This is a genomic window from Inquilinus sp. (assembly GCF_057815775.1).
In genome coordinates this window covers 1-4,903 of sequence record NZ_JBYRFX010000646.1, presented here as the reverse complement: position 1 = coordinate 4,903, position 4,903 = coordinate 1, and the positions used below count along the sequence as shown (strand labels likewise).

Below are 4,903 nucleotides of genomic sequence, written 5' to 3'. Positions count from 1 at the left end.
TAGCGATCCTGCTTGCGCACGATCTTGTAGGCATCGCGCAGGTCGCCGGCGACGGCCTGGAACTTGCCGCGGACGGCACCGACCTCGGCCGGCTCTTCCGTCAGAGCCCAGGGCTCCTTGGCGCACAGCTCGGCCAGCTCGATGATCGCCTGGATCACTTCACGGGCGGCGGCATGGCCGAACGCCACGGCGCCGAGCATGATCTCCTCGGTGAGCTCGCTGGCCTCGGATTCGACCATCAGCACGCCTTCGAGCGTGCCGGCGACGATCAGGTCCAGCTTGCTCTCGGCAGTCTGGGCGATCGTCGGGTTCAGGATGTACTGGCCGTCGATATAGCCGACGCGCGCGGCGCCGATCGGGCCCAGGAACGGGATGCCTGAGATGGTCAGGGCGGCAGAGGCGCCGACCAGGGCCGCGATATCCGGATCATTCTCCAGATCGTGGCTCAGCACCGTCGTGACGATCTGCGTCTCGTTGCGGTAGCTCGGGTGGAACAGCGGGCGGATCGGGCGGTCGATCAGGCGGCTGACCAGCGTCTCGTTCTCAGACGGGCGGCCTTCGCGCTTGAAGAAGCCGCCTGGGATCTTGCCGGCGGCGAATGCCTTTTCCTGGTAGTTCACGGTCAGCGGGAAGAAGTCGAACTTCGACTTCTGCTTCGAGCCGACCGCGGTGCAGAGCACGACGCTCTCGCCATAGGTGACCAGCACGGCGCCATCGGCCTGCCGGGCGATCTTGCCGGTCTCGAGGACGAGCTTGCGGCCGCCCCAGTTGATCTCTTTGCGATAGATGTTGAACATCGCTTTTCCTTCCTCGGACACCCCGTGCCTTGATGTGCCTATCGGGGTCGGGCCGCTCCACGCCGGGCCCGGGGGCGAAATACGACAAGCGCCGCCGGCACGGGTGCCGGCGGCGCTGATGTCACGAAACGGAATCTGTGTCTGGTGCTGGACCGCCACGAGCCTTCGCCGCGGATGGCCGCATGATCGGTGGAAACCCGACCATCTGGCGACCCGGGCAAAGGCAGTGGACCGGCATGCGTCGGATCAGCGGCGCAGGCCGAGGCTCTTGATGATCGTCTCATAGCGCGCGACGCTCTTGCGCTTGAGATAATCCAGCTGGCTGCGGCGGCGGCCGACCATGATCAGCAGGCCGCGGCGGCTGTGGAAATCCTTCGGATGGGTCTTCAGGTGTTCGGTCAGGTTCGTGATGCGCTCGGACCAGATGGCGATCTGCACTTCCGGCGAACCGGTGTCCCCAGCCTTGGGGGCATAAGTGCCAATGACCTCTTGCTTGCGCTCCGGCGTAATCGACATCGTGGTCTCCTAATCAGAGGTTGAGGATGCGCACCGGTCGGATCTCGCCGCCGTCGATGCGGGCCAGGGCCACGGGAGTGTTCCCGCAGGTGGCCAACACGATGGCGTCCGGGCTGTCCGGATCCAGATCGAGGCGGGTGATCCGCTCCCAATCCGAGCGCCGTAGCAGCGCGACCGTCTGGCCGTGCCGCATGCGGTGCGCTTCAGCTTCCGTCAGGGCCACTGCCGGGATGTCGTCCAGCGGGGTCTCGATCGGAAGCAGAATGCTGTCGAGGGCCGATTGCTCGGCCAGCGCGTCGATATGCGCCAAGGTGGATGACGCGTCAAGGCCGAAGGGGCCTACGGAGGTCCGGCGCAATGCGACGATGTGTCCCACCGTGCCGAGGGCCAGGGCGATGTCGCGGGCCAGGCCGCGCATATAGGCGCCCTTGCCGGACCGTACGTCGAAGGTGGCATGGTCGGCGTCGAGGATGTCGGCCAGGCGCAGGTCGTCGATCCGGATGATGCGCGACGAGAGCTCCACGGTCTCGCCACTGCGGGCCAGGTCGTAGGCGCGTTCGCCATTCACCTTGATCGCGGAATAGGCCGGTGGAACCTGCTCGATCTCGCCGATGAAGCGCGGCACCACGGCGGCGATTGCCGCAGGGTCCGGCCTGATGTCGCTGGTCTCGGTGACCCGGCCTTCGGTGTCGTCGGTGTCGCGCGCCTCGCCCCAGCGGACGGTGAAGCTGTAGGTCTTCTCGCCGTCCATGGCGTAGGCGACGGTCTTGGTCGCCTCGCCCAGCGCGATCGGCAGGATGCCGCTGGCCAGCGGATCCAGCGTCCCCGCATGGCCGGCCTTCTCGGCGTCGAACAGGCGGCGGATGCGGCCCACCACCTGGGTCGAGGTCATCCCGACCGGCTTGTCGACCACCACCCAGCCATGGACCGGGCGGCCGCGCTTCTTACGCGCCATCAGTGTCGTCCGCCTTGCCGTCCGACGGCTCTTCGTCGTCGACGACCAGATCGCGGGCGATCACATCCTGGTGCAGCAGTGTGTTGATCTTCTGCGCGTAATCGAACGAGGTGTCGGCCTGGAAGCTGAGCTGCGGCGTGTGGCGCAGCCGGACGCTCTTGGAAACCTGGCCGCGCAGGAACGAGGCGGCGCGGCGCAGTGCCGGCAGCACGGTGTCCATCTTCTCGCCGTTCAGCGTGGTGACGAAGACGATGGCGTGCTTCATGTCCGGGCTCGGCCGGACCTCGGAGACGGTGATCGACACGCCGGCAAGGTCGGGGTCGTGCAATTCGTCCCGCATCAGGATGGCGGCGATGGAATGGCGCAGCTCTTCACCGACGCGCAGCTGGCGTTGGTTCGGGCCTTGGGCAGTGGTGTGTCGCATGGGGTCGTTCTCAAAACGCCGCGGTCCGGCTGTGATGCCGGACCGGGGGGAAGGATCCATCCGCCGCCGACCGAGAATAAACCCGATCGGCGGCGGTGGTGCAGGAAATCAGGAAGTCCGGCCCTAGAGCTGGCGGATTTCCTCGACCAGCTCGAAGCACTCGATGACGTCGCCGGTGCGCATGTCGTCGTAGTTCTCGAAGGCCATGCCGCATTCGTAGCCCTCGCGGACCTCGCGGACTTCGTCCTTGAAGCGCTTGAGGGTCTTCAGCGTGCCTTCGTGCATCACGACGTTGTCGCGCAGCAGGCGGACACCGGCACCGCGCTTGACCACACCGTTGGTGATCATGCAGCCGGCGACCTTGCCGACCTTGGTGATGTTGAAGACTTCGCGGATCTCGGCATTGCCGATGTAGTTCTCGCGCATCTTCGGTGCCAGCAGGCCGGTCAGGGCTGCCTTCACGTCGTCGATCACGTTGTAGATGATCGAGTAGTAGCGGATCTCGACCCCATCGCGCTTCGCCATTTCCCGCGCTTGCGGGTTGGCTCGGACGTTGAAGCCGATCAGCATCGCACCGGTCGAGGCGGCCAGGGTGACGTCGCTTTCCGTGATCGCGCCGACTGCGGAATGCAGCACCCGGACCCGGACCTCGATGTTGTCGCCGGCAACCTTCTCCAGCGACCCGGCGATGGCTTCGACCGAACCCTGCACGTCGCCCTTGATGACGACCGGCAGCTCCTTCGCCTCGCCTTCGCGGATCTTCTCGAACATCTGCTCGAGCGAGCCACGCGCGGTGGCGACGTGAGAAGCCTCGCGCCGCTTGCGGGTGCGGAACTCGGTGATCTCGCGGGCCCGCCCTTCGGTGTCGACGACGACGAAGTCGTCACCGGCAAGCGGCGTGCCGTTGAGACCCAGGACCTCGACCGGCTGGGCCGGGCCCGCCGATTTCAGGTTCTGGCCGCGATCGTCGAGCAGGGCGCGCACGCGGCCCCATTCGCCGCCGGTGACGAAGATGTCGCCGACCTTGACGGTGCCGCGCTGGACCAGGACGGTCGCAACCGAACCGCGGCCGCGCTCCAGCTTCGCCTCGATCACCGAGCCTTCGGCCGGGCGATCCGGGTTGGCCTTGAGGTCGAGCACTTCGGCCTGCAGCAGGATGGTCTCGACCAGCTTGTCGAGGCCGGCGCCGGTCTTGGCCGACACCGGAACGTCCAGCGTCTCGCCGCCCATCTCTTCGACCACGATCTCGTGCTGCAGCAACTCGGTGCGCACGCGCTCGGGCTTGGCGTCGGGCAGGTCGATCTTGTTGATCGCGACGATGATCGGCACGCCGGCAGCGCGGGCATGGCGTATCGCCTCGACCGTCTGCGGCATGACGCCGTCATTCGCGGCCACCACCAGGACGACGATGTCCGTGGTGTTGGCACCGCGGGCCCGCATCTCGGTGAAGGCGGCGTGGCCCGGCGTGTCGATGAAGGTGACGCGCTGGCCGGATGCGACCTGCACCTGATAGGCGCCGATGTGCTGGGTAATGCCGCCGGCTTCGCCGGACACGACATTGGTATGCCGCAGCGCGTCGAGCAGCGAGGTCTTGCCGTGGTCGACATGGCCCATGATGGTGACGACCGGGGGACGCGACTGGAGATGCTCCGCCTCGTCCTCGTCGCCCCGCAGGCCGATCTCGACGTCGGATTCGGCCACGCGTTTTACCTTATGTCCAAATTCCGCCACCACCAGTTCGGCCGTGTCGGCATCGATCGACTGGGTGATCGTCGCCATCACACCCATGCGCATCAGCGACTTCACGACGTCGCCACCACGCTCGGCCATACGGTTGGCCAGCTCCTGCACCGTGATGACCTCGGGGATCACCACTTCGCGGGAGAACTTCTCCTGGTTCTGGCTCAGCTGGGCCAGACGTTCGCGTTCGCGGGCCCGGCGCATCGCCGCCAGACTACGGCCACGGGTCTCACCGTCGTCGCTCAGGGCCTGGACCACGGTCATCTTGCCGGAGCGGCGCTTCGGCTCGGACTTGCCGGGGCCGGGCGCACGCCGGGGCGGGCTGGGCGGCGCACCGCGGCCGGGCAGGGCGCCGCGGCCAGCAGGGGCGCCACGACCACCACCACCCGTCTTGCGGCGGGGATCTTCCTCGTCGTCGGCCGTGGCCGCGACGCGGGCACCCGGCACCTCGGTCGGGGCACGGGCGGCGGC

4 protein-coding genes and 1 pseudogene are annotated in these 4,903 nt (G+C 67.2%); all 5 read right to left on the bottom strand.

Annotated elements, in window-relative coordinates; translation table 11 throughout:
* Nucleotides 1–797: pseudogene (locus tag AC3XYG_RS22420) on the bottom strand (polyribonucleotide nucleotidyltransferase); the annotation flags it as partial.
* A gap of 246 nt (nt 798–1,043) precedes the next feature.
* Entirely contained in the window at nt 1,044–1,313 is a 270-nt protein-coding gene (gene rpsO / locus AC3XYG_RS22415; RefSeq protein WP_489142084.1) for a 30S ribosomal protein S15, read from the bottom strand.
* A 13-nt stretch (nt 1,314–1,326) separates the two neighbouring features.
* Complete coding sequence (gene truB / locus AC3XYG_RS22410; protein ID WP_489142083.1) at nt 1,327–2,268, bottom strand: tRNA pseudouridine(55) synthase TruB; 942 nt, start codon at nt 2,266–2,268, stop codon at nt 1,327–1,329.
* Nucleotides 2,258–2,692, bottom strand: a complete 435-nt coding sequence (gene rbfA, locus AC3XYG_RS22405) for a 30S ribosome-binding factor RbfA (RefSeq protein ID WP_489142082.1) — start codon at nt 2,690–2,692, stop codon at nt 2,258–2,260. Before rbfA ends, truB begins: the two co-directional genes overlap by 11 nt.
* A gap of 123 nt (nt 2,693–2,815) precedes the next feature.
* On the bottom strand, nt 2,816–4,903 hold a 2,088-nt coding region (gene infB / locus AC3XYG_RS22400), incomplete at its 5' end, for a translation initiation factor IF-2 (RefSeq protein WP_489142081.1).

Bases quoted from the DNA above. Each gene is read 5' to 3' on its own strand.
- rpsO (WP_489142084.1), bottom strand. From the start codon at position 1,313: ATGTCGATTACGCCGGAGCGCAAGCAAGAGGTCATTGGCACTTATGCC.
- truB (WP_489142083.1), bottom strand. From the start codon at position 2,268: ATGGCGCGTAAGAAGCGCGGCCGCCCGGTCCATGGCTGGGTGGTGGTC.
- rbfA (WP_489142082.1), bottom strand. From the start codon at position 2,692: ATGCGACACACCACTGCCCAAGGCCCGAACCAACGCCAGCTGCGCGTC.